29 protein-coding genes, 1 tRNA gene and 1 pseudogene are annotated in these 24,710 nt (G+C 64.3%); 11 read left to right on the top strand and 20 right to left on the bottom strand.

Going from position 1 to position 24,710, the window contains the following annotated elements; translation table 11 throughout:
* Positions 1-17 precede the first annotated feature (17 nt).
* The 3 genes from HB778_RS14885 to HB778_RS41470 are packed head-to-tail and all read left to right on the top strand — an operon-like array spanning position 18 to position 2,247.
* On the top strand, positions 18-740 hold the full coding sequence (locus tag HB778_RS14885) for an FAD:protein FMN transferase (protein WP_244661920.1): 723 nt from the start codon (positions 18-20) through the stop codon (positions 738-740).
* Entirely contained in the window at positions 737-2,101 is a 1,365-nt protein-coding gene (locus tag HB778_RS14880; RefSeq protein WP_244661919.1) for an RnfABCDGE type electron transport complex subunit D, read from the top strand. Before HB778_RS14885 ends, HB778_RS14880 begins: the two co-directional genes overlap by 4 nt.
* On the top strand, positions 2,101-2,247 hold the full coding sequence (locus tag HB778_RS41470) for a hypothetical protein (protein ID WP_244661918.1): 147 nt from the start codon (positions 2,101-2,103) through the stop codon (positions 2,245-2,247). The genes HB778_RS14880 and HB778_RS41470 overlap by 1 nt, the downstream gene beginning before the upstream one ends.
* 7 nt (positions 2,248-2,254) lie before the next feature.
* Here HB778_RS41470 and HB778_RS14875 read toward each other — a convergent pair whose 3' ends face one another.
* From HB778_RS14875 to HB778_RS14815, 13 genes are all read right to left on the bottom strand, one after another.
* Positions 2,255-3,598: a sensor histidine kinase gene (locus tag HB778_RS14875; protein WP_183464533.1), complete on the bottom strand. Its 1,344-nt coding sequence runs from the start codon at positions 3,596-3,598 to the stop codon at positions 2,255-2,257.
* The gene (locus HB778_RS14870) at positions 3,598-4,263 is read right to left on the bottom strand and encodes a response regulator transcription factor (protein WP_183464532.1); all 666 of its coding nucleotides are present in this window, start codon (positions 4,261-4,263) and stop codon (positions 3,598-3,600) included. The genes HB778_RS14875 and HB778_RS14870 overlap by 1 nt, the downstream gene beginning before the upstream one ends.
* The gene (locus HB778_RS14865; protein ID WP_244661917.1) at positions 4,263-4,505 is read right to left on the bottom strand and encodes a PepSY domain-containing protein; all 243 of its coding nucleotides are present in this window, start codon (positions 4,503-4,505) and stop codon (positions 4,263-4,265) included. Before HB778_RS14865 ends, HB778_RS14870 begins: the two co-directional genes overlap by 1 nt.
* Positions 4,506-4,698: 193 nt before the next feature.
* On the bottom strand, positions 4,699-5,241 hold the full coding sequence (locus tag HB778_RS14860; protein ID WP_183464531.1) for a cytochrome b: 543 nt from the start codon (positions 5,239-5,241) through the stop codon (positions 4,699-4,701).
* 291 nt (positions 5,242-5,532) lie between these two features.
* Positions 5,533-5,617 (bottom strand) — tRNA-Leu (locus HB778_RS14855).
* Between the two features lie 202 nt (positions 5,618-5,819).
* The gene (locus HB778_RS14850; RefSeq protein ID WP_096452162.1) at positions 5,820-6,440 is read right to left on the bottom strand and encodes a 2,3-bisphosphoglycerate-dependent phosphoglycerate mutase; all 621 of its coding nucleotides are present in this window, start codon (positions 6,438-6,440) and stop codon (positions 5,820-5,822) included.
* A gap of 30 nt (positions 6,441-6,470) precedes the next feature.
* Positions 6,471-7,313 (bottom strand): 4-hydroxy-tetrahydrodipicolinate reductase, encoded by an 843-nt coding sequence (gene dapB / locus HB778_RS14845; RefSeq protein ID WP_183464530.1) that lies wholly within the window; start codon positions 7,311-7,313, stop codon positions 6,471-6,473.
* Positions 7,310-9,166, bottom strand: a complete 1,857-nt coding sequence (locus HB778_RS14840) for an ABC transporter ATP-binding protein (protein ID WP_183464529.1) — start codon at positions 9,164-9,166, stop codon at positions 7,310-7,312. The genes dapB and HB778_RS14840 overlap by 4 nt, the downstream gene beginning before the upstream one ends.
* A 152-nt stretch (positions 9,167-9,318) precedes the next feature.
* The gene (locus tag HB778_RS14835) at positions 9,319-10,344 is read right to left on the bottom strand and encodes a glucokinase (RefSeq protein ID WP_183464528.1); all 1,026 of its coding nucleotides are present in this window, start codon (positions 10,342-10,344) and stop codon (positions 9,319-9,321) included.
* Positions 10,345-10,532: 188 nt separating this feature from the next.
* Complete coding sequence (mepA, locus tag HB778_RS14830; protein WP_183464527.1) at positions 10,533-11,612, bottom strand: penicillin-insensitive murein endopeptidase; 1,080 nt, start codon at positions 11,610-11,612, stop codon at positions 10,533-10,535.
* A gap of 65 nt (positions 11,613-11,677) precedes the next feature.
* Positions 11,678-12,577, bottom strand: coding sequence for an SDR family oxidoreductase (locus HB778_RS14825; protein ID WP_183464526.1), 900 nt, complete (start codon positions 12,575-12,577; stop codon positions 11,678-11,680).
* Positions 12,574-13,728 (bottom strand): tRNA epoxyqueuosine(34) reductase QueG, encoded by a 1,155-nt coding sequence (gene queG, locus HB778_RS14820; RefSeq protein WP_183464525.1) that lies wholly within the window; start codon positions 13,726-13,728, stop codon positions 12,574-12,576. The genes HB778_RS14825 and queG overlap by 4 nt, the downstream gene beginning before the upstream one ends.
* Positions 13,709-14,401: a glutathione S-transferase family protein gene (locus HB778_RS14815; protein WP_095202886.1), complete on the bottom strand. Its 693-nt coding sequence runs from the start codon at positions 14,399-14,401 to the stop codon at positions 13,709-13,711. Before HB778_RS14815 ends, queG begins: the two co-directional genes overlap by 20 nt.
* Positions 14,402-14,560: 159 nt before the next feature.
* On the opposite strand from HB778_RS14815, the gene HB778_RS14810 reads away from it, so the two are divergent.
* Both HB778_RS14810 and HB778_RS14805 read left to right on the top strand, forming a co-directional pair.
* Positions 14,561-15,367, top strand: coding sequence for an undecaprenyl-diphosphate phosphatase (locus HB778_RS14810; protein WP_183464524.1), 807 nt, complete (start codon positions 14,561-14,563; stop codon positions 15,365-15,367).
* Positions 15,368-15,412: 45 nt separating this feature from the next.
* Positions 15,413-15,736: a hypothetical protein gene (locus tag HB778_RS14805; RefSeq protein WP_095202884.1), complete on the top strand. Its 324-nt coding sequence runs from the start codon at positions 15,413-15,415 to the stop codon at positions 15,734-15,736.
* Between the two features lie 16 nt (positions 15,737-15,752).
* Here the strand turns inward: HB778_RS14805 and HB778_RS14800 are convergent, their stop codons facing one another.
* Together HB778_RS14800 and rsmI are read right to left on the bottom strand one after the other, a co-directional pair.
* Positions 15,753-16,130 (bottom strand): YraN family protein, encoded by a 378-nt coding sequence (locus HB778_RS14800; protein ID WP_183464523.1) that lies wholly within the window; start codon positions 16,128-16,130, stop codon positions 15,753-15,755.
* On the bottom strand, positions 16,123-17,049 hold the full coding sequence (gene rsmI / locus HB778_RS14795; protein ID WP_183464522.1) for a 16S rRNA (cytidine(1402)-2'-O)-methyltransferase: 927 nt from the start codon (positions 17,047-17,049) through the stop codon (positions 16,123-16,125). The genes HB778_RS14800 and rsmI overlap by 8 nt, the downstream gene beginning before the upstream one ends.
* A gap of 152 nt (positions 17,050-17,201) precedes the next feature.
* Here rsmI and HB778_RS14790 point away from each other — a divergent pair, with 152 nt between their 5' ends.
* Both HB778_RS14790 and HB778_RS14785 read left to right on the top strand, forming a co-directional pair.
* Entirely contained in the window at positions 17,202-17,387 is a 186-nt protein-coding gene (locus HB778_RS14790) for a hypothetical protein (protein WP_183464521.1), read from the top strand.
* A gap of 7 nt (positions 17,388-17,394) precedes the next feature.
* Positions 17,395-17,583, top strand: a complete 189-nt coding sequence (locus HB778_RS14785) for a hypothetical protein (RefSeq protein ID WP_095202880.1) — start codon at positions 17,395-17,397, stop codon at positions 17,581-17,583.
* A gap of 39 nt (positions 17,584-17,622) precedes the next feature.
* Here HB778_RS14785 and HB778_RS14780 read toward each other — a convergent pair whose 3' ends face one another.
* The 5 genes and pseudogenes from HB778_RS14780 to rph form a co-directional block, all read right to left on the bottom strand.
* Entirely contained in the window at positions 17,623-17,946 is a 324-nt protein-coding gene (locus HB778_RS14780) for a low molecular weight protein tyrosine phosphatase family protein (RefSeq protein ID WP_183464520.1), read from the bottom strand.
* A 4-nt stretch (positions 17,947-17,950) separates the two neighbouring features.
* The gene (hemW, locus tag HB778_RS14775) at positions 17,951-19,129 is read right to left on the bottom strand and encodes a radical SAM family heme chaperone HemW (RefSeq protein WP_183464519.1); all 1,179 of its coding nucleotides are present in this window, start codon (positions 19,127-19,129) and stop codon (positions 17,951-17,953) included.
* Positions 19,126-19,788: an RdgB/HAM1 family non-canonical purine NTP pyrophosphatase gene (gene rdgB / locus HB778_RS14770; RefSeq protein WP_183464518.1), complete on the bottom strand. Its 663-nt coding sequence runs from the start codon at positions 19,786-19,788 to the stop codon at positions 19,126-19,128. Before rdgB ends, hemW begins: the two co-directional genes overlap by 4 nt.
* Positions 19,788-20,197, bottom strand: a pseudogene (locus HB778_RS14765) (VOC family protein). The gene rdgB and the pseudogene HB778_RS14765 overlap by 1 nt, the downstream one beginning before the upstream one ends.
* A 15-nt stretch (positions 20,198-20,212) precedes the next feature.
* On the bottom strand, positions 20,213-20,929 hold the full coding sequence (gene rph, locus HB778_RS14760) for a ribonuclease PH (protein WP_095202876.1): 717 nt from the start codon (positions 20,927-20,929) through the stop codon (positions 20,213-20,215).
* Between the two features lie 157 nt (positions 20,930-21,086).
* Between rph and hrcA the strand changes: the two genes are divergently transcribed.
* From hrcA to HB778_RS14740, 4 genes are all read left to right on the top strand, one after another.
* On the top strand, positions 21,087-22,169 hold the full coding sequence (gene hrcA / locus HB778_RS14755; protein ID WP_041164512.1) for a heat-inducible transcriptional repressor HrcA: 1,083 nt from the start codon (positions 21,087-21,089) through the stop codon (positions 22,167-22,169).
* 40 nt (positions 22,170-22,209) lie between these two features.
* A complete protein-coding gene (locus HB778_RS14750) occupies positions 22,210-22,407 on the top strand; it encodes a hypothetical protein (protein WP_095202875.1) in 198 nt (65 codons plus the stop codon).
* Positions 22,408-22,489: 82 nt separating this feature from the next.
* A complete protein-coding gene (locus HB778_RS14745; RefSeq protein ID WP_244661916.1) occupies positions 22,490-23,857 on the top strand; it encodes a PQQ-dependent sugar dehydrogenase in 1,368 nt (455 codons plus the stop codon).
* Positions 23,858-23,967: 110 nt separating this feature from the next.
* A complete protein-coding gene (locus HB778_RS14740) occupies positions 23,968-24,585 on the top strand; it encodes a LysE family translocator (RefSeq protein WP_183464516.1) in 618 nt (205 codons plus the stop codon).
* Positions 24,586-24,710: the final 125 nt, after the last annotated feature.

The following is a 24,710-nucleotide window of genomic DNA, read 5'->3' as shown; positions in this document are numbered from 1 at the left end:
GTGACACGAGGATCTTGATGGGCATGCCTATCACCGTCGACATTGGCGGCGCCTCCGGCGCGGCACTTGTCGACACGGTCTTCGACTATTTCGAGCACATCGACCGGCGCTTCAGCACCTACAGGAGCGACAGCGAGATTTCGGCCATCAACCGGGGTGATCTTCCGATCCGCGACTGGAGCGGCGAGATGATGGAAGTTCTGGCTCTCGCCGCTCAGACGAAAGACCAGACAGATGGGTATTTCGACATCCGCAAGCCCGACGGATCGCTGGACCCGTCCGGCATCGTCAAGGGATGGGCCATCCGCAATGCAGCCGGCATGGTTCAGCGGGCCGGCGTCGGCGATTTCTTCATCGAGGCGGGCGGCGACATCCAGTCCCGCGGCAGGAATGCTTCGGGCCTCGACTGGAGCGTCGGCATCCGCAATCCCTTCAATGCCGAAGAGATCATCAAGATCGTCTATCCGCGCGGACACGGCGTCGCCACCTCCGGCACCTATGTGCGCGGGCAGCATATCTACAATCCGCTCGGGACCGGCGATCCGATCACCCAAATCGTCAGCCTGACGGTCATCGGGCCGGATGTGCTCGAAGCCGACCGTTTCGCCACCGCCGCCTTCGCCATGGGCCGGGAGGGCATTCTTTTTCTCGAACAGGCGCCTGGCCTCGAAGGCTACGCCGTCGACGGCAACCGTCGAGCTACGCCGACGAGTGGCTTCGGAGCTTTCTGCCAGCCATGATCAAGACCATCGACCGGTTTCTCGACCATCAGACCATGTACCGGCTGGTCCTCTACTATCTGATCGCATTGCTGGGCACGGCCTTCGTGCTCGGCTTCCTCAAACTCGTGCCGCATGATCCGGTCATGCTCGCCTTCACGACGGGGCTGATGCTGGCCGCCTGCTGGATCGCCAACAGGGTTTTTGCCGCCGTCTTCAAGGTTCCGGCCAACAACGAGTCGGTCTACATCACAGCTCTCATCCTGGCGCTCATCCTCGATCCGGTGGCCGCCACGGACCTCAAGGGGATAGGCGCGGTGGTGTTCGCCTGCGTCTGGGCGATTTCATCCAAGTTCATCCTCGCCATCGGCAGGAAACACCTCTTCAATCCCGCCGCACTGGGCGTGGCGCTGACCGCGCTGCTTCTCGACCAGCCGGCCACCTGGTGGGTGGGCGGCAATTTGCCATTGCTTCCCGTCGTCCTTGCCGGCGGCATCCTCATCGTGCGCAAGCTGCGCCGGCTCGATCTGGTCGCCACCTTCGGTGTGGTCGCGCTGGCGACAATTCTGGCGACCACCGAGCCGTCGCAATACGCCACCGCGTTGACGGAGACGCTGGGCTCATCGCCGCTGCTGTTCTTCGCCTTCGTGATGCTGACGGAGCCGCTGACGGCGCCAACGACACGGTGGCCGCGCATCGCCTTCGCCGCCATCGTCGGCTTCCTGTTCGCGCCCAACATCCATGTCGGCTCGCTCTATTTCACACCGGAACTGGCGCTTCTGACCGGCAATCTCTTTGCCTACGCCGTGAGCCCGAAAGGACGTTTCGTGCTGACGCTCGAACGCATCGAGCAATCGGCCGTAGACAGATACGATTTCATCTTCAGCTCACCGCGAAAGCTTGCCTTCCAGGCCGGCCAGTATCTGGAATGGACGCTTGGTCTCGACCGATCGGACAATCGCGGCAACCGCCGCTATTTCACGGTCGCATCGGCGCCCACGGAGCAATCCATACGACTTGGCGTCAAGTTCTACCCGCAATCGAGCGCCTTCAAGCAAATGCTGGGCACGATGAAGCCGGGCAGCACGATCCACGCCTCCCAACTGGCCGGCGACTTCACCCTGCCGGCCAATCCCGAGACCAAGATTGCCTTCCTGGCCGGCGGCATCGGCATCACGCCATTCCGCTCGATGCTGCAATATCTCATCGACAGCCGTGAAAAGCGGCCGATCGTCGTCCTCTACGGAGCCGAGACCCGGCAGGACATCGCCTATCGCGATGTGCTCGGCGAGGCGAGGCGGGAACTGGGCATCAGGACGGTGTTTGCCGTGGCTCGGGGGCCGAGCGCGGCCAGTATCCCGGCTACATCGACGCGCGCCTAGTGCGCCTCGCCATCCCCGACTATCTGGGGCGGACCTTCTACATTTCCGGGCCCCAGGCCATGGTCAAGGCGCTGCGCGACACGCTGCTGGCCATGGGCGTTCGCCGTTCGAAGATAAAGGTCGACTATTTCCCCGGCTTTGCCTGAGCGTCGGTCAGCCGTGCCGGGGCAAGGCTATGGTCACCACCAGGCCCGGATCGGCGTTGGTCATCGTCAGGCGTCCGCCATAGGCTTCGACAATGTCCGAGACGATGGCCAGGCCCAGCCCGCTGCTGCCGCCCTTGCTGTCCAGCTGCACGCCGCGTGACAGTGCGGATTCCCGGTCCGCATCAGGGATGCCCGGGCCGTCATCGGCGACGGCGATCGACACCTCGCCCTCGCTTGCCCACGCATTGACCTGAACCGAGGATCTTGCGAAGCGCGCCGCGTTCTCCACCAGATTGCCCAGGATCTCCGAAAGGTCGCCTTCTTCGACCGGCGCCACAAAATCCTCCGCGACGTCGATCAGGAACGAGAGCTGCTTGCCGCCCGGCGTGCGCTTGATGACGGCGATGACGCCGGCCGCGGCTTCCCTGACCCGGCACGATGCCTTGCCGGAAACGCCGGGCGCCAGACGGGCGCGCGCGAGTTCCCGCTCGACATGACGTCGGATCGCTCCGGCGCTCTTCTCGATCTCGTCGGCCAGCTCGGTTTCGCCCTTCCCGCGCAAGGTCCGGATGTCGGCCGACAGCACCTGCAGTGGCGTCTTGAGGCCGTGCGCCAGGTCGGTGGCGCGCGACCGGGCGCGCGCAAGGGCCTTCTCCTGCGCATCGAGCAGGCGGTTGATTTCGTCGGCGAGCGGCTGCACCTCGCTCGGCGCCGCCACGTCAAGCCGCGCGGTTCGCTGCGCGATCACGTTTCGAACGGCGACCCTCAGGTTTTCCAGCGGCGCGAGGCCAACGGTGATCTGGATGAAGAAGGCCGCCATGAGGGCGGCGGCAAGCAGGACGAGCGCGGGGACAAGATCGCGGACATATTCGCGCACCGACACTGTGACGCTGTGATGGTCTTCCGCCACGATGGCGCGAAACGACCGGCCGTCGGCATCGGTTATGGTGCGCACCACGGCTACGGTGAGTTCGCCGCCAGGCCCCTTGAGCTCCTCGATCTTTCTCAGTTCGCCGCTCGCCCCCTGATCGGGCAGCGCAAGCGTTGCGTCCCACAACGAACGCGAGCGCACCAGGCTATGGCTGACCAGGTCTTCCACCTGCCAGTAGTGACCAGACAGTGGACTGATGAAACGCGGGTCGGTAAGGTCCGGCGCGACCGACAGCCGGCCGTCGGCCGCGAAGCTGGTCGCGCCGATCAGTTCGTTGAGATCGACGGTCAGTTCGCCGACGATGCGTCGTTCGACGTTCTTTTCGAACAGATAGCGCAGCCCGACCCCCGCGATGGCAAGAGCGACGAGGATCGAGATGGTTGCCGCCGACCAGAGCCTGAAGCGGATCGAATTGCCCATCAGGACGGCTCGTCGGGCACGAAATACCCGAACCCGCGCCGTGTCTCGATCACGTCGTTGCCGAGCTTGCGGCGCAGGCGCGCGACTATGACCTCGATTGCGTTCGGATCGCGATCATTGCCGGAATCATAGAGATGCTCGGCGAGCTCGGTCGGCGCCACCACGCGCCCGGCATGATGCATCAGGAACGCCATCAGCCGGTATTCCAGCGGCGACAGTGCGACGGGAACGCCGCGCAGCGAAATGCGCATCTGGCGCGTGTCGAGAAGCAGCGGTCCGGATTTCAGCACCGGTGCCGCCTGGCCCGTTGAACGACGCAGGATCGCGCGCAGCCGCGCCAGCAGCTCGTCCATTTCGAACGGCTTGGGCAGGTAGTCGTCGGCGCCGGCATTTATGCCTTCGACGCGCTCGGTCCAAAGGCCCCGCGCCGTCAGGATCAGGACGGGAAAGCGGCGCGTATTGGCCCGCCAGCGCTTCAGCACCGTCAGGCCATCGAGTTTCGGCAATCCAAGATCGAGGATCGCTGCGTCGTAGTTCTCGACGTCACCCGCGAACCACGCGGCTTCTCCGTCGCGCACGGTGTCGACGGCCATTCCCGCGGCCTTGAGCACCGCCGCTATGTCGCCGGCGATACGGGGTTCATCCTCGGCAAGGAGTATCTTCATCAGTCACCGCCCCTGCCGCGCATCAGCACTCCGGCGCCGGCGTCCACGTCGACGATCCTGCGGCGTCCGTCAGCGGCAACGACCTGGAACCGATAGACCCACCGGTCGCCTATCCGGATAAAATCGAGAGCCACGATGTCGCCGGGAGCTTCGGCGTGAACCACGCCCAGGATGTTGGACAGGCCCTTTATTTCCCCCGCGCTCGTAAAGGTCCCGCGCCCGGTCGTGATCGCCGTCGTCATCCTCGTCCGCGCGGGCGTGGAGCGGTCGAAGCAGGACAAGGCCGACCAGGCTCGCCATCGCCAAACGTTTCAGTATCGGTTTCATCCAAAGGCCATATAGCAGACCTTGTGTTTCAATCCGGCTCGTCATCTGGTCAGTCGCTGGTCCGGAAACACGACAAAGGGCATCGGGCCGCCAGCGTTTGACTGGTGATCAGGAGCCACTTGTCCCCGGCAGCATTCGCTTGAGCACGTCGTCCTTGCGGACATAATGATGCCAGAGCGCAGCCGCCGCATGCAGTCCGGCAAGGATGAGGATCAGATTGGCGCAGAGGCTGTGCAGTTCCCTGATGGATCGGGCCGTGGCGCTGTCGGGAGACACCGGAGCCGGAATGGTGAAGAGGCCGAAGAAGCTCAAGGCGTCGCCCCGGTACCAGGTCACCAGGACGCCAAGGACCGGAATGGCGACAAGCAGCCCGTAAAGCACGAGATGCGCGACCTTGGCCACCCATCGTTCCAGCTCCGACATTTCCTGCGGCAGCCCCGGCGTTCCCAAGGCCAGGCGCAGGCCAATACGGATGACGACCAGCGCGAACAGCAGCATCCCAAACGAGATGTGGAACCACCAGACGAGCGCCCGGCCAGGGTCGTTGCGTGGAAAGATATCCGCGACATAAGTCAGGCCGTAAAGGCCGATAACCAGCAGAAACACGGCCCAATGCATGGCCTTCTGGGCGCTTGTGTAGGTAGGATTCATCCGCGAATTCCAGTTTTGAATGTTTTTAAACTAGCCGCGATCATGTCAAAGCTTTGTCGGGCGGCCCTTTCGACCGCAATCGAGGAGGCAGCGGCGGTTCGTCCGACGAGAGCGGTTCTGGAATCGGGCTTTGGCGATCGTGATCTGGCGGGACATTGGCCGGAGGAACCTGTCAATTCGCTGACAGTCGGGCACCGGACAACGCCGACATGCCGGACAAAGAAAAAGCCCGGACAAGCCGGGCTTTTTCTCAGGGGTCTCTGAACCAAAGAACGGTTCGAAACGGGAATTTGGTGCCCAGAAGAGGACTCGAACCTCCACTCCTTGCGGAACACGGACCTGAACCGTGCGCGTCTACCAATTCCGCCATCTGGGCTGGTGCGGGCTCATGTAAGCGGGCAAGCGATTGCTGTCAACGCGCTTTTTGGACCATGCCGCCGAAAGCTGGAATCCCGGCCTTGGCAAAGGCGCATGTCCCAGCCGGAGCCCAGACTTCCGCTTGCCGGCTCAGCAAGCTTGGACTCTCTGCTTGACGCAATTCCGGACGGAAAACCGCACACACTTTTCCTGGAATTGCTTTAGCCCTCCAGCACTTCCTTCGACGCCACGGTCGAATCGGCGTTGAGCTGGTAGATGACCGGCACGCCGGTGCCGAGTTCCAGCTTGACGATCTCCTCGCCCGACTTGCCGTCGAGCGCCATGATCAGCGCGCGCAGCGAGTTGCCGTGGGCGGCGACCAGCACGGTGCCGCCGCGCAGCACGTGCGACTGCATGTCATGCAGATAATAGGGCCAGACGCGCGCGCCGGTGTCCTTCAGGCTTTCGCCGCCGGGCGGCGGCACGTCGTAGGAGCGGCGCCAGACATGCACCTGCTCCTCGCCCCACTTCTTGCGGGCATCGTCCTTGTTGAGGCCGGAAAGGTCGCCATAGTCGCGCTCGTTGAGCGCCTGGTCGCGGATGGTCTTCAGATCGCTCTGGCCGACCGCGTCGAGAATGTGCTGGCAGGTTTTTTGCGCCCGGGTCAGCGCCGAGGTGAAGGCGATGTCGAACTTCAGGCCACGCGCCTTGAGTTTCTGGCCGGCGGCCTTGGCCTCGGCATGGCCCTGCTCGGTCAGGTCGACATCACGCCAGCCGGTGAACAGGTTCTTCAAATTCCATTCGCTCTGGCCATGGCGCACGAGCACGAGGGTTCTCGACATTTTTGCTCCTACTAGCTGGTTGTGATTTGCTCAGCTCAGGCCGAGCACGTCCCGCATCGAATACAGTCCCGGCTTCTTGCCACGGGCCCAAAGGGCCGCCTTGACGGCGCCGCGAGCGAAGATGGCGCGGTCCTCGGCATGGTGGGACAGCGTGATGCGCTCGCCGGTGCCGGCCAGGATGACGCTGTGGTCGCCGACGACCGAACCACCGCGCAGCGTGGCGAAGCCGATCGTGCCGGTTTTTCGCACGCCGGTATGGCCGTCGCGTGAACGCACGTCATTGCCGGCCAGCGCGATGCCGCGCCCGGCGGCGGCGGCCTCGCCGAGCAGCAATGCGGTGCCCGATGGTGCGTCGACCTTGTGCTTGTGATGCATTTCGAGGATCTCGATGTCGAAATCGTCGGCATCGAGCGCGCGTGCCGCCTGTTCGACCAGCACCGCCAGCAGGTTGACGCCGAGGCTCATATTGCCCGACTTGACGATCGTCGCGTGGCGCGCCGCGGCCGCGATCTTGGCATTGTCGTCGGCCGAACAGCCGGTGGTGCCGATGACATGGACGATGCGCGCCTGCGCCGCATAGCCGGCGAATTCGACTGACGAGGCCGGCGTGGTGAAATCGAGGACGCCATCGGCCTTGGCGAAGATCGGCAGCGGATCGTCTGATATCGGCACATTGATGATGCCGATGCCTGCCAGCTCGCCGGCATCCTTGCCCAGATGAGGTGAGTCCGCGCGCTCGACCGCGCCGATGACGCGCGCGCCGGGGATGGTATGGATGGCGCGGACCAGCGTCTGGCCCATGCGGCCGGCGGCACCGACCACCACAAGGCCCATATCGCTTGCCGGCTTGCCGGTTGCCGATGTCTCGCTCATGCCGTGCTCCGGGCGATGTTCCGCGTCTCAAAGTCCTTGGACGAAGTCTGGATCGATACGCTGTCGTCGACAAGCCCCAGACCCTTGACGCCCTGTATGCGGTGGAAGCGGGCATAGATGCTGTCCGGGTCAGCCATCAGCGTCGCATGGGTGCCTTCCTCGACCAACCGTCCCTCTTCCAGCACGATGATGTGGTCGGCATTGACCACCGTCGACAGCCGATGCGCTATGACGATCGTCGTGCGGCCTTGCATGACATGGGCCAGCGCCTCCTGGACGCGCGCCTCCGCCTCATTGTCGAGCGCCGAGGTCGCCTCGTCGAGCAGCAGGATCGGCGCCTGACGCACGATGGCGCGGGCGATCGAGACGCGCTGGCGCTGGCCGCCCGACAGCGTCGAGCCGCCTTCGCCGACCGGCGTGTCGTAACCTTGCGGCTGCTGGCGGATGAACTCATCGGCTGCCGCCTGTTTCGCCGCCTGCTCGATCTCGGCGTCCGTGGCCGACAGCCGACCGTAGCGGATGTTGTCGCGGATCGTGCCCTCGAACAGATAGGGCGCCTGCGCCACATAGGCGATCGACTGGCGCAGCGAATGCTTGGTCACCTTCGAGATGTCCTGGCCATCGACCTCGATGCTGCCCTGGTCGACGTCGTAGAAGCGCTGCAAGAGCGCCACCATCGTCGACTTGCCGGCGCCCGATGCGCCGACGATGGCGGTGACCTTGCCGGCCGCGGCGGTAAAGCTCAGGTTCCTCAGCACCGGCATGTCGGCGTTGTAGCCGAACGTCACATTGTCGAAGCGCACCTCGCCAGTGGTGATCCTGGCCTCGACAGCGTCGGGGGCATCGCCCTGTTTCGGCTCCAGGTCGAGCAACTCGTAGATCATGCGCGCGTTGACCAGCGCACGTTCCATCCCGACCTGCGTGCGCGCCAGGCGTCTTGCCGGATCGTAGGCCATGATCAGCGCGGTGATGAAGGAAAACACCGCGCCCGGTGGTTGTCCAAGCACCAGTGCCCGGTAGCCGGAATAGGCAAGCACGGAGGTAATGGCGAGACCGCCCAGAATCTCGGAAATCGGCGACAGCCGCTCCGCGACGCGGGCGATCTTGTTGTTACGCTGCTCGGCCGTATCAGCCATGATGCCGATGCGGCGCGCCAGCTCGTCCTCCAGGGTGAAGGCCTTGACGATGGCGATGCCTTGCGTGGCCTCCTGCACGGACCCGTTCAGCCGCGAGTTGATCAGCACGGATTCCCGGTTGATACGCCGCAGTCGCCGGGTGATGTAGACGACGGCCCAGATCAGCGGCGGCCCGATCAGCAGCGAGCTGAGCGACAACACCGGATCCTGGTAGATCATGACGCCGACGAGGGCGACCAGCGTGACCGCGTCGCGGCTGATGGAGGTCAGTGTCAGCGACAGCAGATCGCGGACGCCGCCGACATTCTCGCTGACCTGTGCCGCCAGCCGACCGGAACGTGTATCGTTGAAGAAGTTGACGCCGAGCTTCATCAGATGGTCGAAGCTGCGCTTCTGGTAGCGCGCGACCAGATTGTTGCCGATCTTGGCCAACGCCACGGCCTGGCCGTAACCGGCGAAGCCGCGCAGCAGGGAGGCTCCCATGAAACCGGCGCAGATCCAGACGATCATATCGCCGCGCCGTTCGTAGAAGATCTGGTTGATCATCGGGGCCATGATCCACGCCGTGAAGGCAGTGGTGCCGGAAACAATCAGCAAGCAGGTGACGGCAACGACATAGGTCCAGCGATATTCATCGCCATTTTCAGCGAGGATGCGGCGGAGCACCGCCGTGACCTCGCCGGGCTGGACTTTTTGTTTGGGGGCTTGGAGTGTCAAATCGGGAGCGCTTTGTGGTTTTCCGCCTCGTGGGACCGGGCTGCGAATTCGGCACCCCTCTTAACGCCCTGCGGCCTGATTGCCTATGCCCGGGGCTGGTTAACTTCGTCGCGGGGCTTTAGCGCGTCTCCCATGGGGTCCTGTAGCAGAAACTAGGCCTGCCAGCGCCGGCCGGCGGTCTGGACGCCGAACAGCGATGGGTTTCGGGCATAGGCGGCAAGGCCGAGAAGGGCGGCCAGCGGGTGGGTGATGACATAGACCGGCATGGTGCGCATCAGCGCGCTGTGCGGCGCCTTGTCCTCGAAGGCGGCGCGGAAATTGCCTTCTTTCAGCGCCGGCACGATCTTTTGCGCGATGCCGCCGGTCAAGAACACGCCGCCGCGGCTCATGAACACCAGAGCAAGATCCCCGGCGGTGCGCCCAAGGCAGGTCACGAAGGTCTCCAGCGCTTCCTGCGCCACCGCATCGGTCTTGGCCAGCGCCGCAGCGGTGATCTCGGCCGGCGTGGTGAAGGGCGACGGCTTGCCGTCGGCCTTGGCCACCGCCCGGTAGACATTGACGAGACCGCGCCCGCACAGGATCTGCTCTCCCGAAATGCGGCCTTCGAGCTTCTCTATATGCGGGAACACCTGGAAGTCGCGGGCCGAGCGCGGGCCGATATCCATATGGCCGCCCTCGCCGGGCACCGGTATCCAGTGGCGTAGCGCATAGACGAGCCCGGCGACGCCGAGACCGGTACCGGGTCCGAGCACGACGCGGCCGGCATTGGGCTCCGGCGTGCCGCCGCCGATCTTTTCCATATGCTCTTCGCCGAGCGCCACGACGGCCAGCGCCTGCGCCTCGAAATCGTTGAGCACGACAATGTCGCTCAAGCCGAGATTGGCGAACATCTGCCTCGGCTTGACGACCCACGGGCAGTTGGTGAGCTCGATCTCGTCGCCGTCGACCGGGCCGGCCACCGCCAGCACCGCCGAATTGGGGCGGACCGACGAGCGGTCGAGCACCGCCGCCTGGATCGCCTCGTCGATGGTGTTGAAATTTGCGGTCTGGACGATTTGCGGCTCGGTCGGTTCGGAATTGGCGTCGAGCACGATCGAAAAGCGCGCATTGGTGCCGCCAATGTCGCCGATCAGGATCGGAAACCGCAACGAGGTGTCGGTATCGCTTACGCTTGGCATGCTCTCGTCCGTCCCCGGCGCCCCCTGACGGCGTCTCGCCGTTCTTCCGTTGACTAGCGCATGAGTTTGAAAAGGGAAACGGTTTTCGAACCCCACCGCGCGCGCAGTGGGCTTCTGCGGCCAAACGGCCACTATTTCCCGAAAAACAGTCCGCTAAACCGATTGAGACTGCGATGGCGCAGCGGCGATCAGTTCGCAGGCGGCCGTGGCCGCGGAACCGGCGCACCCATTCTGGGCGTCGCCGCGAAAGCATTTGCCGCGCCTGGCAAATCGCCGCCGCCACTGGCCGCGGTGGCAGGCTGCGACGGCGCTTCCGGTTCGGGCGCCGCGACCGCGACCGGCATGGCGCCGCCGTGATAGGTCGCCGCCTCGGCCGAGGCAGGACCCGGCGCGTCGAGCACGGCGCGGCATTCCTTGGGCAGGTTGGCCATGGTCATCACGTCACGGGCCTTGGGCGCGTCCGGGTTCTTGTTGGGCCGCCAAGGCTCTTCCGTGAACCACCAGGCCAGCGGCTTGCCGCAGCCGTCATCATCCGGCGTCGTCTCCTGCGCCTTACAGTTGGGCGAACCCGGCTGGCAGCCGATGCGCATGTGGAAATGATAGTCGTGGCCCCAGAACGGCCGGATCTTGCGCAGCCAGGTGCGGTCGCCCTTGACGGTGTCGCAGAGCTTTTTCTTGATGCCGGGATTGACCAGGATGCGCTCGACCTCGGAGTAACTCGCCGCCCGCTTCAGCAGCGCGGTATGCTGCGGCGTCCACAGGGCGTCCTTCACCAGATGCGTTTTCTCGTCGACCATCAAGGTTGCGCTCATCGATTCGCGCTGCGCCATCGACAGGGGACGGCTGGGCATCGGCGTCAGCCAGATGTCGGCATCGAGCCCGATCTGGTGCGAGGCATGGCCTGTCATCATCGGGCCGCCGCGCGGCTGCGAAATGTCGCCGATCAGCAGGCCCGGCCAGCCGTCGGCGGCAGCGTCGCGCGACAGTTTCTCGATCAGGGCGATCATCGCCGGATGACCCCAGCGGCGGTTGCGCGAGGGCCGCATCACCTCCCAGGTCGGGCCGTCCATGGGAATGGCGACGCCGCCGGCAAAACAGCCCTTGGAATAGAAGCCGATCGACTGCGCCGCGGTCGCGGTCGGCAGTTTCTCGGCGCCGAACAGGTCTTTCGCCCGTTCCTCAGAGAATGCTGGCTGGACGGCGAAGCCAAGCAACCCGAGCACCACTGCCAGCAGTGATTTCTTGCCCAGCCGTATCGCTGTCTTCATGAAACCGGATCCCCACCGCAATCCCGAAGCCGAATCATAGCACGCCACGACCGCAGCTTCGATCGTCAGCGCTTCATCGGGCTGCGCGCCTCGCCATCACGCCAGTCGCCGCTTGCCCACATATGGTCGAAGGCGGCGCGGTAGTCGGGAAAGCGCAGGGAATAGCCCGCCGCCTTGATCGCCGCATTGGCGACACGCTTGTTCTCGCCATAGAAGGACCGCGCCATGGGCGAAAGTTGGGCGGTGTCGAAAGGAATCTCCGGCGGCGGCTCAACCCCCATCAGCGATGCGGCATAGGCGACGACATCCTGCGGCGGCGCCGGCTCATCGTCGGTGACGTTGAAAATGCCGCCTGTGTTGCCCTTGATCAACTGCCACAATGCGCCGGCAATGTCGTCGCAATGGATGCGGTTGAACACCTGGTCCGGCTTGACGAGCCGCCGCGCGGTGCCGTTTTCCAGATTGACCAGCGCGTTGCGGCCAGGGCCGTAAATGCCGGACAGGCGCAGGATCGCCACCGGCCGGCCGATATGCTCGCCGAGCTTCAGCCACTGCTGCTCGGCCTCGACCCGCATGACGGAGCGTTTCGACACCGGCCGGCACGTGGTCCTTTCGTTGACCCAGGCGCCGCCATAGTCGCCATAGACGCCGACGGTCGAGAGATAGCCGATCCATTCCAGCGCCGGCATCCCCGCGATTGCCTCCCGGGCGGCATTCAAGACGGGGTCGCCGGCCTCTTCCGGGGCGACCGAAATCACCAGATGCGTCGTTTTCTCCAGCGCCTTGTCAATTTCGCCCGTCAACGTGCCGTCAAACAGCAGCGGGGCGATCCCCGCCTGGCGCAAGGCCGCGAATTTGTCGGGCGAACGCGTCGTGCCGAAGATCGTGGCGGTATCCTTGTTGGCGTGGGCAAAAGCCTTGCCGGAGTAGCCGGCGCCGAAGATGAAGACCTGTCTTTCGCTCATGCATGTGTCCTGGTTGGCCGCGCCAGACGCCATTCCTCGCGTACGACGCCGTCGTTTTCGGTCTTCAGGCCGATCGCAGACCGCTCGGCATATTCGGCATCCGGCACCAGCCGCGCCAGCGCCCATATTGCCGCGCCCCGCACCAGTGGCGAGGCGTCCGCCAGCAAGGCTCGCACAGGACCGGCAAGCGAGATATCGCCAGAATTGCCAGCGGCGATCAGCACGTTGCGGATGAAGCGGTCGCGGCCGATGCGTTTGATCGGCGACCCGGAGAAGAAGGCGCGGAAGGCCGCGTCGTCCAGTTGCAATAGCTCGGCGAGCGGCGGCTCGCGCAGATCGTCACGTGCGGCGAGTTTTGCTTCGGACGCCGCCCGGGCGAACTTGTTCCAAGGGCAGGCGGCCAGGCAATCGTCGCAGCCATAGATGCGGTTGCCGATCTTTTCGCGGAATTCATGCGGGATCGGTCCCTTGTTCTCGATGGTGAGGTAGGAAATGCAGCGCCGCGCATCGAGCCGGTAGGGCGCCGGGAAAGCATCGGTCGGGCAGGCGTCGAGACAGGCGCGGCAGGAGCCGCAATGGTCGATCTCGGCGCGATCGGGGACCAGTTCGGCCGTGGTGAAGATGATGCCGAGGAACAGCCAGGAACCATGCTCCCGGCTGACCAGATTGGTGTGTTTTCCCTGCCAGCCAAGGCCTGCGGCCTCCGCCAGCGGCTTTTCCATGACCGGTGCGGTATCGACAAACACTTTCACGTCGCCGCCGGCACGCGCCACGATCTTGCCGGCGATTTCCTTCAGCCGGCCTTTTATCACATCGTGATAATCGCGGTTCTGCGCATAGACGGAGATGGCGCCCCGGTCGTGCCTGGCCTGCATCGCACGCGGATCATGGTCCGGCCCATAATTCATCGCCAGAACGATAATCGAGCGCACTTCAGGCCACAGCGTGGAAGGCTCGCTGCGCCGCGCAATCGTCTCGGCGATCCAGTCCATCGAGCCGTGAAAACCGTCGGCGACGAATTCGGCGAGCCGGGCCGGCGCCAGCGGGATGGCATCGGGAGAGGTGACGGCAATGGCATCGAAGCCGGCGCGATGCGCCTCCGCGTCGATCAGCGCGCGCAGTTTTGCGGCGTCAGAAGTCGAGGTCCGCATAATGCGACACCGGCGACAGGCCGCGCACGCGGTCGGTCAGGAGCGGCCGGAAGGAGGGGCGCGACTTCACCCGCGTGTACCATTCGCGCGCAGCAGTGTGTTCGCGCCAGTCGATCTCGCCGAGATAATCGAGCACCGACAGCGTCGCGGCGGCCGCGAGGTCGGCATAGGTGACCCTGCCGCCGGCCAGCCAATGGCGGGTGCCGGCCAGCCAGTTGGTGTATTTCATATGCTGGCGGATGTTGGCGCGCGCGGCGCGGATGGCGCCCGAATCAGGCGAGCCGCCGCCCGCCGTTTCCGGCATGATCGGCTTCAGCACGCGTTCGCGCACCAGATGGCGGGTGACTTCGCTTTCGGCCTTGTTCAAGTACCAGTCGATCAGCCGGCGGATTTCGGCGCGCTGCATTGGGTCCTCGGCGAACAGCCGCTTGTCGCGCTTCAAGACGCCGCGCGTCTCGTCGAGATATTCCGAAATCACCGTTGCGCCGACGATCGGCACGTCGCCTTCGGCGAGCAGGATCGGCAGCGTGCCGGCCGGGTTCAGCGCCAAAAACTCCTTGCGCCGTGTCCACGGCTTTTCCTCGATCAACGCCAGTTCCTCGCCATACTCGCCGAAAGCGAGGCGGACGAAGCGGCAGGTGGCGAACATGGGATGGTGGAAAAGCGTCAGCATGGTTCCGCTATGATAAAGCGCACTGGCGAATCGCCGGGCGCACCGGTAAGTCTTGGCCGCCCGGTTAGCGGGCCGTCAGGGTGTTGCGACCTATAGGGGCAGTTCAACGCCATGACAAGCAAGCCGTTCTGTTAGCCGTCGCGCAAAGCCGAGGTAGCCATGGAAAGCCAGACCATCGTCGAAGCCCTGCTGCTCGGCCTGCTGGAGGGCCTGACCGAGTTCATACCGGTGTCCTCGACCGGCCATATCCTGCTTGCCGGCCATTTCCTCGGCTTCAATTCCACCGGCAAGGCCTTCGAGATCCTGATCCAGCTCGGCGCCATCCTGGCGATCCTCAGCGTCTATTTCCGCCGCCTGTGGCAGATGCTGCTCGACCTGCCGCATGACCGGCTGACGCGGCATTTTGTCATCGGCATCCTCATCGCCTTCCTGCCGGCGGCGATCATCGGCGCGCTGGCGCATGATTTCATCAAGACGGTGCTGTTCGAATCGCCAAGGCTGATCTGCATCATGCTGATCATCGGCGGCGCCGTGCTTTTGGCGGTCGACCGCATGAACCTGAAACCCGTCTATCGCGACGTCGAGCGCTTCCCGACCAGGCTTTACCTGCAGATTGGCCTGTTCCAGTGTCTGTCGCTGATCCCCGGCACGTCGCGCTCGGGTTCGACCATCGTCGGCGCGCTGCTTCTGGGCGTCGACAAGCGGGCGGCGGCGGAATTTTCCTTCTTCCTCGCCATCCCGACCATGGTCGGCGCCTTCGCCTTCGACCTGTTCAAGAACCGCAACGTGCTGACCTCAGCCGACCTGCCGATCATCGCCATCGGCTTCGTCGCCGCTTTCGTCACCGCCTTGGTCGTGGTGCGCTACCTCCTCGATTACGTCTCGCGCAACGGCTACTCGCTGTTCGGCTGGTGGCGGCTGGTGGTTGGGATTGTCGGGTTGGTGGCGTTGATGATCTGGGGGTGACCCCCGCCAGTTGCGGAGGCTCACCGAAACTGCATACTCCAGCACATGACCACGTATGCCGATGTGGATGTCGTCATCGACGCTTGGGTTAGGGCGACGGATTCAACCCTCTTTACCGAGTGGGCAGGCAAGCCCGCGAGATTTTTTCATATTGGCGGCTCTCGACAGTTCGAGTGCTTTCAAATTTCTATCGGCCTCCCTGATTCCAATGAGATTGCTGTGTCCGCAAGAGCAATCGACACCTACGACGATTCCGAGATGGAAATGGATCGGACGTGGCAGGGGCCAGTTTCGGAATTGAACGAGATGCTGGCGACCGCAGTGGCTACTGTCAAACAATGGAAGGCGCGCTGGGACGTTGCCCACTAGCCGCGCCGTCGCTCCCCTAATTCCGTCCATAAAACGCATTCTCGACATGCACCGGCCAGCGCCACGGCAGAACCGCGACCATGTCGAAACGCATCGACAGTTTCCCATAGTCGGGCTGCCGCGAGAGCCAGATGTCGGCGGCCGCCTCGATGCGGCGTTCCGATTCGTGGCCGATTGCCTCCATGGCTTCCATTAAGGTGCGACGCGCCTTGACCTCGACGAACAGCACGAGGTCGCCCCGCCGCGCGATCAGGTCGATCTCGCCGAAGCGGGTGCGATGGCGCCGCGCCAGGATCCGATAACCCTTCAACATAAGCGCGGCAGCCGCCAGCCATTCGCCGCGATGGCCGCGCCGATAGGCCTTTTGGCGGCTGGCGCTGGGGCGTTCAGCCAACATCCTCTCCAGCGGCATCCTTGAGTTCCAGCAGCCGCCGATACAGCGCCTGCTTCTGGCCACCAGTCATCTTCGCGGCCTCCGCCGCCGCTTTGGAGGCCGGCATTTCGGCGGCGAGCGACAGCAACAGGCGATCGATATCGGCCGGTTCGTCCGCCTTGGCCTCAGCCGGACCGACGCAAACGACGATCTCGCCCTTCGGCGTGTCGGACGTCGCATAGTGGTCGGCGAGCGCCCGCAGCGTGCCGATGCGCATTTCCTCGAAGGTCTTGGTCAATTCGCGGCCGATGGCGGCCTTGCGCTCGCCACCGAGCGCCTCGACCATGGCGCCGAGCGATTCGGCCAGCCGGCGCGGCGATTCAAAGAAGATCAGCGTTGCCGGTACCGCCTTCAGCGCTTCCAGCCGTGTCAGCCGCTGGCCTGATTTGACCGGCAAAAAGCCGGCGAACAGGAAAGCGTCGGACGGCAGGCCGGATGCCGTCAGCGCGGCCAGTGGCGCCGACGGGCCGGGAATCGGCACGACGCGAATGCCATGGTCGATGGCCTCGCCCACCAAGCGATAGCCGGGATCGGAGACCAGCGGCGTGCCGGCATCAGAAATCAACGCCACGCTCTGGCCGGCCTGAAGCGCCGCGATCAGTTTCGGCCCGGCCTCGCCGGCATTGTGCTCGTGATAGGCCGTGGTGCGGCGGCGGATGCCGTAGCGGTCGAGCAGCACGCGCGACACCCTGGTGTCCTCGCAAGCGACGATGTCGGCGGCGGCCAGCGTCTCCAGCGCGCGCAAGGTGATGTCGGCGAGATTGCCGATCGGGGTCGCCACCAGATAGAGCGCCGGCTCGAGCGGACGGGCGGGAATTTCGGTCTGCCCGACCACATAGCTGCGTCTGCCCGTCTCGTCTGTCACTGATACCGTCTCCATTCAGCCTGTTTGGCCTGCCAAACCTTGTTTGGCATGGCTGGCGCGGCCTTGCAAAAGCTGTCGTCGATGTAAGGAACTCGCCATTCCTTTGCCACAGTGGGGAACCAAACCGGCATTGGCAGATTTAGCCCCTGATTCCGGAGGAGGACAGGATGGATAGCCTGAAGATACAGGACGCTTTCGAGCCCTACTATGCCGGCCGCAAGCGCGTTGCCGCCCCCAGGGACAAGCGCCTGCCTGCCAAGACCGACACCAGCCCGACCAAGCAGGCGACAACCGCCCTGCCGACGAATGTCAGGCTTTCCGACAACAACCCCGACCGCACGACGGAGCACTGACCGAACGATGCCCAATCGCTTCGATATCTTCATCACCCGTCTTGAAACGAAAACCGCCAGGGAAGGCGTGCCCCCGCATCCGATGAACGACCAGCACAGCGTTCGCCGCGAAAAGGCCGACGCCAAACCGGCCCGGAACGGAGAGGCGCATGCCGAGAAGGATCGCGGCAAGCGCCGTTTCAAGCACGACGCCTGACAAGCGCGACTGGCCGAGACCGTTCTAACTTCGTCTGGGTCACCCCAGATAGCGTGAAACGCGCGCCTTTAGAACGTCGATCAGCTCCAGATCCATGAATTCATAGTTGTCCGGTATATCGAGGCAGATGACCCGGACCTTGTTCAGGCTCGTCTTGAATTTCTTCTGCAGCTTGGTGCGATGCACCTTTTCCATGACGAAGATGATGTCGGCCCAGGCGACGAGCTCATGCGTCAGCGGCGTGTCGGCATCGTGGTTTGTGCCTGCCGACGCAACCTCAATGTCCCGGCGCGTTGAAAACACCTGCTCTGCCGTCGGGCTGCGCAAGCGGTTTTGGCTGCAGACGAAGAGGACGTTCTTCAAAGGATTAGCGCGCCAGATCCGCCACCACGGCGTCGAGCACGATCATGCCGGCCGGCGTGGCGCGCAGGCGCGCATTGCCGATCGGCGCCACCAGTCCCTCGCCCTGCAGCACCGACAGCCGCGCGCTCGACAGGCCGCGGCCGGAAAACGCCTCGTAGCGCGAGAGGTCGATACCCTCGGCGAGTCTCAGCCCCATCAGCAGGAACTCGTCGGCTTCCTCCGAGCGTGTCAGGATTTCGCCGCCGGTGACGCCATGGCCCTTGGCCTCGACGAGGTTGGCCCAGGTTTCCGGCATCCGCTCGGCGATGGTCACCGTGCGGCGGCCATTCTCGACGAAGCGGCCATGCGCGCCGGGGCCGACGCCGACATATTCGCCATAGCGCCAATAGGTCAGATTGTGCCGGCTTTCCGCGCCCGGCCGGGCGTGGTTGGAAATCTCATAGGCCGGCAGGCCATGCGCCATGGTGATCTCCTGCGTCAACGCATAGAGGTCGGCGGCGTGGTCGTTGTCGGGGATGATGAATTTTCTCGCTGCATGCAGCGCGTGGAAGGGCGTCCCTTCCTCGATGGTCAGTTGGTAGAGCGACAGATGGTCGGCGGCGTGGCCGATCGCCTGTTCGAGCTCGGATGCCCAGGCCTCCGGCGTCTGACCGGGCCGGGCGTAGATCAGGTCGAAGGACAGGCGCGGAAAGATTTCGCGCGCCAGCCCGATGGCATGCAGCGCTTCCTCGACATTGTGCAGGCGGCCAAGAAAGCGCAAATCCTTGTCGTTCAGCGCCTGCACGCCCAGCGAGACGCGGTTGACGCCTGCCGCCCGATAGCCGCGAAAGCGTTCGGCCTCCACCGAGGACGGGTTGGCCTCCAGCGTCACCTCTATGCCGTCCGGCACCGTCCAGTTCTTCGCCACCGCGTCCAGAACCCTGGCCACGGTTTCCGGCTTCATCAGCGACGGCGTGCCGCCACCGAGGAAAATGCTGGTGACCTCGCGCGGACCGGTGCGCTCACGCATCGTCGCCAGCTCCGCCTCGAAGGCGGCGGCAAAGCGCTCCTGGTCGACCGGCTGGTGGCGGACATGGCTGTTGAAGTCGCAATAGGGGCACTTGGCCGCGCAGAACGGCCAATGGATGTAGACGCCGAAGCCGGGCGTCCGGTCAAGCGGCATGGTGATGCCGGATCCAGTCATGCCGAGCCCAATCCCGGCGTATTCAACCGTGCCTGGGCGAACTTCTGGAAAGCGCGGGCGCGGTGCGACAGCGCCGTCGGCTGGCCGGGTTTCCAGCCATGCTTCTGCTCAGCGGTCATCTCGCCGAAGGTTTTGTCGAATCCATTGGGCAAAAACACGGGATCATAGCCGAAGCCAAGCTCGCCGCGCGGCGGCCAGACCAGCGTGCCTTCGGCCTCGCCGCGATAATATTCGGCCTCGCCATCGGGAAAGGCGAGACAAATGACGGCGACGAAGCGGCCCTTGCGCTGTTCGGCCGAGGCGGCGCCAACTTCCTGCAGCGCCACTTCGGTGCGCTGCATGGCCATGGCGAAATCGCGCGACCCATCAGGAGTTTCGGCCCAGTTGGCGGTGTACACGCCGGGCGCGCCATCGAGCGCGTCGACACACAGGCCGGAATCGTCCGACAGCGCCGGCAGGCCGGTCGCCTGCGCCGCCGCCAGCGCCTTGATATAGGCGTTTTCCTCGAAAGTGGTGCCGGTCTCGTCCGGTTCCGGCAGGCCATAGTCCTTGGCCGACTTCGCCTCGAAGCCGAAAGGCCCCATCAAATCGGCGAATTCGCGCAGCTTGCCGGCATTGTGGCTGGCGACGACGATCTTCTTGCCATCGAGAGTATGCATCAAAGGCCCCAGATTCTCGGCTCGGCGAACTCGATCGAATTGCCCGAGGGGTCGCGTATATAGAGCGAACGGCCGCCTTGCGGCCATTCGAATTCGCTTTCGATGGCGATTCTTTTGCCCCCAAATGCATTTTCCAGGCCACGATTTCGGCGGCGGTTGCCGCAAAGCAGAGATGACCTTCGCCAACCGTGCCATGTGGCGGCACTTTCAGCCGGGCGTCCGGCGCCGGAGGAATTTTGGTCGCCTCGGCGTTGAAGATGAGCAGCACGCCTGGGCCACAGCGGAAGAAAAGATGCCTGCCGTCGACCTTGCCGAGCAAATCGAGGCCGAGCACGCCGACATAGAATTCTTCCGCCACCGCCAGATCGGTGACGTAGAGAGCTGATTCAAGGATGGCGGAGGGGGTCACCAGAAAATCGATGGCTTACGCCACCGCCATCTGCTGTAGGCTGACCAGGCGCTGGATGCCTTTCTTCGCCAGGCCCATCAATTCGGCGAACTGTCCTTCGGAAAAAGGCTCGCCCTCGGCGGTGCCCTGGATCTCGACGATGCCGCCCTTGCCGGTCATGACGAAATTGGCGTCGGTGCCGGCCGCGGAATCCTCGAGATAATCGAGGTCGATGACCGGCTGGCCGTCATGGATGCCGCAGGAAATCGCCGCGACATGGTCCTTCAGCACCTTGGCGACACTGGCCATCTGCCGCGCTTCCATCCAGCGCAGGCAGTCATACAGCGCCACCCAGCCGCCGGTGATCGAGGCGGTACGGGTGCCGCCATCGGCCTGGATGACGTCGCAGTCGACGGTGATCTGCTGTTCGCCCAGTGCCTGCAAATCGACCACGGCGCGCAGAGAACGGCCGATCAGGCGCTGAATCTCCAGCGTGCGGCCGCCCTGCTTGCCGGCGGAGGCCTCGCGGCGCATGCGCTCGCCGGTCGAGCGCGGCAGCATGCCGTATTCGGCCGTCACCCAGCCCTTGCCGGAATTGCGCATCCAGCCCGGCACCTTTTCCTCGAGGCTGGCGGTGCACAGGACATGGGTGTCGCCGAACTTCACCAGGCACGAGCCTTCGGCATGCTTGGAGACGCCGCGCTCGAAGGAGATGGCGCGCATTTCGTCGAATTGGCGTTTGGAGGGGCGCATTCAGGCTTCTTTCCAGTCATTTTTCGGAATCGTGGCCGGCTTTTAGACGTATGGGGGGCAGCGCGCAAAGGAAAACGGACCGGGCGATCTGATACAGAGACCGGGTTGCGCCCACCGTGCCGAAGTCTATATCCTGAAGCAGGAGGTTTTTGGCCGAATGACCAAGGCAATCGATCCGGGTTCGCAGTCGCTTGCACTTCAATCACTCGACATGCGCTCACGCGACATCTTCCGGCGGATCGTCGATTCCTATCTCAGGGATGGCGAACCCGTGGGTTCGCGCAGCCTGTCGCGCATCCTGCCCTCCTCCCTGTCGCCGGCCACCATCCGCAATGTGATGAGCGACCTCGAGCATCTCGGGCTGATCTATGCGCCGCATATCTCGGCCGGCCGGCTGCCGACGCAGGCGGGCCTGCGTTTCTTCGTCGATGCCTTCATGGAACTTGGCGACCTCTCCGACGAGGAGCGCCGCACCATCGAGGCGCAGGTGCGGGCCTCCGGCTCGGGCGCGACGCTGGAACATATGCTGACCGAGGCCAGCCAGATGCTGTCGGGCATGTCGCGCGGCGCCGGCCTGGTGCTCGCCGCCAAGAATGAGGTGGCGCTGAAGCATATCGAATTCATACAGCTCGAGCCGACCAAGGCGCTTGCCGTGCTGGTGTCGCAGAATGGCGACGTCGAGAACCGCGTCGTCGAGCTGCCCGCCGGCATCACCGTCTCGCAGCTGCACGAGGCCTCGAATTTCCTCAACGCGCATATTCGCGGCCGCACACTGGCGGAAGCGCGCACCGAGATCGCCCGCATCAAGGAAGAGACGAGAGCCGCTCTCGACACGCTGTCACAGGACCTCGTCGAGAAGGGGCTGGCGGTGTGGGCGGGTGCGGAAAGCGGCCTGCCGGCGCGGCTCATCGTGCGCGGCCGCGCCAATCTGCTCGAAAACGTCACCGCCCAGGCCGATATCGAATTGCTCAGGCATTTGTTCGAGGACATGGAGACGCAGGACGGGCTGATCCAGCTGCTCGATCTCGCCGAGCAGGGATCGGGCGTGCGCATCTTCATCGGTTCGGAAAACAAGCTCTTTTCGCTGTCGGGCTCGTCGCTGGTGGTCGCGCCCTATCGCGACAAGGATGCCCGCGTCGTCGGGGCGCTGGGCGTCATCGGCCCGACCCGGCTGAACTACGCCCGCATCGTGCCGATGGTCGATTATACCGCGCAGCTGATATCGCGCATGTTAAGGTAGGGTCCCGGACAGCAAGAGACGGGCAGCAAGGAGAAAAACAATGGCGCTCGAAGAACTCAAGGCCCGGATCAGCCTGCTGCTCGAGGAGATGGTCAACCAGCCGGAAGACCAGCACGAAATCCAGGAACAATTGCGCGAAAAGCTGCAGGAAATGCGCGCCATGGGCCTGCCGCTGCCGGCCGATCTCGTCGCGCTGGAAAAACGTCTCGACGACGATTTCTTGGCTGCCGGGACATAGACAGGGAACCGCTTCCCTCGTCGTGTGGGGCGGAACCCAGGGACAAATCGGCCGTTTCCTTCGCGACCAGATGGAGGACAAAATGATCCGATTGGCCGGACTGGTGGTTCCAGCCCTTTTTATCACAAGCGCAGCATTCGCCCAGCAGGCGGACCAGCCGGTGCTGAAGGGCGCTGCCGCCTTTGGCGACTGGCGTGCCGACAGACCGGGCGTTCGGCGCCTGATCAAGCCGGAAGATTTGCCGAAGCCCTATCTCACCAAGTCGGCCTCGAACAGCGCCGGCCTTGCCGACATGCCGGCGGGCGCGAAACCGCAATTGCTGCCGGGTTTTTCGGCCGAGCTGATCGCATCCGGTATCGACAATCCGCGCGTCGTGCGCGTCGCACCGAACGGCGACCTGTTCGTTGCCGACAGCGAAGCCAACCAGATCCGCGTCTATAGCCTGGCCAAGGACAGCGCCAAGCCCGCCGAAGAAGGCATTTTTGCCGGCAATCTCAACCAGCCCTATGGCATTGCCTTCTATCCGCCGGGCGACGACCCGCAATGGGTCTATGTCGCCAACAGCGACAGCATCGTGCGCTTTGCCTACCGCAAGGGTGACCTGAAGGCAGCTGGCGAACCGGAAACCATCGTCGACAACATTCCCTCAAACCATCACTGGACCCGCGACATCGTCTTTTCGCCTGATGGCAAGACGCTCTATCTGTCGGTCGGCTCGGGCTCGAATGTCGCCGAGGACATGGGCAAGGCGCCGGATGGCGGCTTGGAAGCGTGGGTGAAATCGAAGCCGCTGGGTGCGACCTGGGGCTCCGAAGAGGGGCGCGCCGACGTGCAGGCCTTCGACCCGGACGGCAAGAACGGCCGCATCGTCGCCACCGGCCTGCGCAACTGTTCGGGCATGACCATCCAACCGGCGACCGGCGCGCTGTGGTGCGTCGTCAACGAGCGCGACGCGCTTGGCGACAATGTGCCCTTCGAATACGCCACCTCGGTCAAGGACGGCGCCTTCTACGGCTGGCCCTGGTATTACATCGGCAACCATGAGGATCCGCGCCACAAGGGCGCGCGCCCCGATCTCGCCGGAAAAGCGACCATTCCCGACGTGCTGATGCAGGCGCATTCGGCGCCGCTCAACATTGCCTTCTACGACCGCAAGGACTTGCCCGCCGACAGCGGTTTTCCCAAGGAATACAGGGGCGACGCCTTTGTTGCCCTGCACGGTTCATGGAATCGCGGCAACAGGACCGGCTACAAGGTCGTCCGCCTGCTCTTCAAGGATGGCAAGCCGACCGGCGAGTATGAGGACTTCATGACCGGTTTCGTCGTCTCGAATGGCGAGGTCTGGGGCCGGCCGGTGGGCGTGGCCGTGGCGGCCGACGGCGCGCTGATCATGACCGAGGACGGCAACGGCACCATCTGGCGCGTAACCTATGATGGCGGCCGGTCCTGACCCATTTCGGCGTGGTGCAATCGAATCCGGCTTCAGGGGATTCCAGCAGGCCTGACTTTGTGCGACAAGGCGGGCGTCCCAATAGCGTTCCACGGACGCAAGGCTCGCCCATGACCCTCACCGGCTTCCTCGCCTACAGTGCCGCCCTCGGCATCGCCGCCGCCATTCCCGGCCCCGGCGTCACCGCGCTTGTCGCGCGGGCGCTGGGCTCCGGCTTTCGCTCGTCGCTGGCCATGTCCTTTGGCCTGATGCTGGGCGACCTGACCTATCTGACCGCCGTGGTGCTCGGCCTCGCCTTCGTCGCGCAGACCTTCGGCATGGTTTTCCTCGCCATCAAATGGCTTGGCGTCGCTTATCTCGCTTTCCTCGGCTGGCGCTTCTGGACCGCCGGCATCACGCCCGAAACGGTCGAAGCGAAAAAGGGCAAGGGCGGGCTGGTGTCGAGCTTTGTCGCCGGCCTGACCGTGACGCTGGGCAATCCGAAGACGATGATCTTCTATCTCGCCATCACGCCAACCATCGTCGACCTGAAGACGATCACGCTGGCCGATTACGGCATTCTCGCCGCGCTGACCGTCGTGGTCCTGTTCGTCGTGCTGGTGCCTTACCTGGCACTGGCCGCCAAGGCGCGCTGGTTCCTGAAATCGCCGCGCGCGCTGAAGCTGCTGAACCGCACCGCCGCCGGCTTCATGGTCGGCGCCGCGGCAGCGATCGCGGCCCGCCAGTAGCACCCTTTCAGCCAAAACATTCCGGGGCCAGGCTTCCCCGCGAAATGCTTTTCCGGGACAAGGGCGTTTTAGACACAGGCTCCACTCGGATATTTCCGGCCGACAGCTTATGTTGCGCGGCTGAA

It is taken from the genome of Mesorhizobium huakuii, assembly GCF_014189455.1.
GTDB classification, from domain to species: domain Bacteria; phylum Pseudomonadota; class Alphaproteobacteria; order Rhizobiales; family Rhizobiaceae; genus Mesorhizobium; species Mesorhizobium huakuii_A.
Note: the sequence above shows the minus strand (reverse complement) of the source record. Positions and strands in the feature narration are given on the sequence as shown.

Coding starts and splice junctions, on each gene's coding strand:
- HB778_RS14885 (WP_244661920.1), top strand. CDS start 18: ATGGGCATGCCTATCACCGTCGACATTGGCGGCGCCTCCGGCGCGGCA.
- HB778_RS14880 (WP_244661919.1), top strand. CDS start 737: ATGATCAAGACCATCGACCGGTTTCTCGACCATCAGACCATGTACCGG.
- HB778_RS14875 (WP_183464533.1), bottom strand. CDS start 3,598: ATGGGCAATTCGATCCGCTTCAGGCTCTGGTCGGCGGCAACCATCTCG.
- HB778_RS14870 (WP_183464532.1), bottom strand. CDS start 4,263: ATGAAGATACTCCTTGCCGAGGATGAACCCCGTATCGCCGGCGACATA.
- HB778_RS14865 (WP_244661917.1), bottom strand. CDS start 4,505: ATGACGACGGCGATCACGACCGGGCGCGGGACCTTTACGAGCGCGGGG.
- HB778_RS14860 (WP_183464531.1), bottom strand. CDS start 5,241: ATGAATCCTACCTACACAAGCGCCCAGAAGGCCATGCATTGGGCCGTG.
- HB778_RS14850 (WP_096452162.1), bottom strand. CDS start 6,440: ATGTCGAGAACCCTCGTGCTCGTGCGCCATGGCCAGAGCGAATGGAAT.
- dapB (WP_183464530.1), bottom strand. CDS start 7,313: ATGAGCGAGACATCGGCAACCGGCAAGCCGGCAAGCGATATGGGCCTT.
- HB778_RS14835 (WP_183464528.1), bottom strand. CDS start 10,344: ATGCCAAGCGTAAGCGATACCGACACCTCGTTGCGGTTTCCGATCCTG.
- mepA (WP_183464527.1), bottom strand. CDS start 11,612: ATGAAGACAGCGATACGGCTGGGCAAGAAATCACTGCTGGCAGTGGTG.
- HB778_RS14825 (WP_183464526.1), bottom strand. CDS start 12,577: ATGAGCGAAAGACAGGTCTTCATCTTCGGCGCCGGCTACTCCGGCAAG.
- queG (WP_183464525.1), bottom strand. CDS start 13,728: ATGCGGACCTCGACTTCTGACGCCGCAAAACTGCGCGCGCTGATCGAC.
- HB778_RS14815 (WP_095202886.1), bottom strand. CDS start 14,401: ATGCTGACGCTTTTCCACCATCCCATGTTCGCCACCTGCCGCTTCGTC.
- HB778_RS14810 (WP_183464524.1), top strand. CDS start 14,561: ATGGAAAGCCAGACCATCGTCGAAGCCCTGCTGCTCGGCCTGCTGGAG.
- HB778_RS14805 (WP_095202884.1), top strand. CDS start 15,413: ATGACCACGTATGCCGATGTGGATGTCGTCATCGACGCTTGGGTTAGG.
- rsmI (WP_183464522.1), bottom strand. CDS start 17,049: ATGGAGACGGTATCAGTGACAGACGAGACGGGCAGACGCAGCTATGTG.
- HB778_RS14790 (WP_183464521.1), top strand. CDS start 17,202: ATGGATAGCCTGAAGATACAGGACGCTTTCGAGCCCTACTATGCCGGC.
- HB778_RS14785 (WP_095202880.1), top strand. CDS start 17,395: ATGCCCAATCGCTTCGATATCTTCATCACCCGTCTTGAAACGAAAACC.
- hemW (WP_183464519.1), bottom strand. CDS start 19,129: ATGACTGGATCCGGCATCACCATGCCGCTTGACCGGACGCCCGGCTTC.
- rdgB (WP_183464518.1), bottom strand. CDS start 19,788: ATGCATACTCTCGATGGCAAGAAGATCGTCGTCGCCAGCCACAATGCC.
- rph (WP_095202876.1), bottom strand. CDS start 20,929: ATGCGCCCCTCCAAACGCCAATTCGACGAAATGCGCGCCATCTCCTTC.
- hrcA (WP_041164512.1), top strand. CDS start 21,087: ATGACCAAGGCAATCGATCCGGGTTCGCAGTCGCTTGCACTTCAATCA.
- HB778_RS14750 (WP_095202875.1), top strand. CDS start 22,210: ATGGCGCTCGAAGAACTCAAGGCCCGGATCAGCCTGCTGCTCGAGGAG.
- HB778_RS14745 (WP_244661916.1), top strand. CDS start 22,490: ATGATCCGATTGGCCGGACTGGTGGTTCCAGCCCTTTTTATCACAAGC.
- HB778_RS14740 (WP_183464516.1), top strand. CDS start 23,968: ATGACCCTCACCGGCTTCCTCGCCTACAGTGCCGCCCTCGGCATCGCC.